General features: G+C 55.5%; 1 protein-coding gene. It reads left to right on the forward strand.

Annotated features, from left to right (window positions below):
• Positions 1 to 545: 545 nt before the first annotated feature.
• The gene (locus BW989_RS12525; protein ID WP_129582940.1) at positions 546 to 965 is read left to right on the forward strand and encodes a hypothetical protein; all 420 of its coding nucleotides are present in this window, start codon (positions 546 to 548) and stop codon (positions 963 to 965) included.
• Positions 966 to 1,428: the final 463 nt, after the last annotated feature.

Genomic DNA, 1,428 nt, shown 5'->3' on the forward strand with positions numbered 1-1,428 from the left:
CGTTCAAGCCGAACTTGCTTCGCGGCCCGGCTCATGTGGTAGCGTTTACCACATCGCCGATGCCGCTACGCAAGTCGGCTTAACTCAGGCGTTAGCGCCCGCTTGCAAGTCCTATGAAGCCCAAAGTAGCCTGGATTTCCGCACTCATTCTTGCAGGCTTGTTTGCAGTTTCTTTCGATCCTGCGTGGACATCTATCGGCACGCAATCTGCCACGATTGTTGGCAGCAGTCCTCCAGTGCGAGGCCAGCCCAGTGAAACCCCAATACAGGTTCGACTTGCAGATGGTTCCGTCGTAGCTGCGTCAGCCATGACTATTCCTGGCCATGACTATGCCAACGGTGAGACTGTAGTTGTTACCGGATTTGAGTCATTGATATTTCGGACAAAGACGTACTCGGCCCAGCCAGAAAACACGTCTGGCGGGCTCTAAGAATTCGTTCAAGCCGAGCCCGCTTCGCGGCCTCGACTTATGTGCTAGCGTTTAGCACATCGCTCGGCCGCAAAGCGGCCCGGCTTAACTCAGGCGTTAGGCTGCTTTTGAAGCATGACTGCAAACCAGAGAAAGAACCTAGCAGTAGCCGGACTAGCGCTAATTGCGCTGGCCGCCATAACTGCGATCAGCCTCAATCCAGACTCCTATTATTTCCGCAACCCTGAAGATCGCGAGCACTGGCACCACCCCACGGGAAGCTTCTTAGTCTTCTGCGGTTTCATCGTAGGTGAAGCGGTTCTGCTTGCTTGGGCGATGCGCCTCGAACCACAGCGGCGCATTTGGAAAAGATCCATTATGGCTGCAGCTCTACTAGCTCCATGGGCCATGCTCACGTCAGTCTTCGTTGTTCATGCGCCAGGCTATATGCACTTCCACATCATCTGGGTATGGGCCGTTCTTGCAGCTCTCGTCTTAGCCAGCGCGATTTCCGTCATCGCTCATTTGGTAACACGTGGTCGGTCCGCAGCCTAACAATTCGTTCAAGCCGAGCCCGCTTCGCGGTCTCGGCCGCGGCGCTATGATTGTGCCTCTGCCGTGCCCGCGCAGCGGGCCGGCTTAACTCAGGCGTTAGACCTGTGTAGAAAGCACACGGTTTGCGCATCAAAGGCAAACCGCAGAGCGACAAAAGCGGTCGCACTGCTCAACAGCGGTGCCCGCTACGCGCGCACAGAAGCGAGACTTTAAAAGTTCAAACGCGGAAGCCTAGTTATCGCGTTCGATGGTGTTCGCGCACGCCCTACTCGTCCGCTTCGCCGGACGCTAAACCTGTTCAACGAAAGTGTTTGGAAAAGCTGGGCTCAGCTCACTTAAAAGCCAAGCATTGCAAACCAAAAATGGTCGTTCACAGGTCTAACAATTCGTTCAAGCCGAACTTGCTTCGCGGCCCGGCTCATGTGGTAGCGTTTACCACATCGCCGATGCCGCTACGCAAGTC

The sequence above is a fragment of the Solilutibacter tolerans genome, from assembly GCF_900155935.1.
In the GTDB taxonomy this organism is placed as follows: Bacteria; Pseudomonadota; Gammaproteobacteria; order Xanthomonadales; family Xanthomonadaceae; genus Solilutibacter; species Solilutibacter tolerans.

What these genes read in the sequence shown, in the direction of transcription:
- BW989_RS12525 (WP_129582940.1), top strand. Translation starts at nt 546, where the DNA reads ATGACTGCAAACCAGAGAAAGAACCTAGCAGTAGCCGGACTAGCGCTA.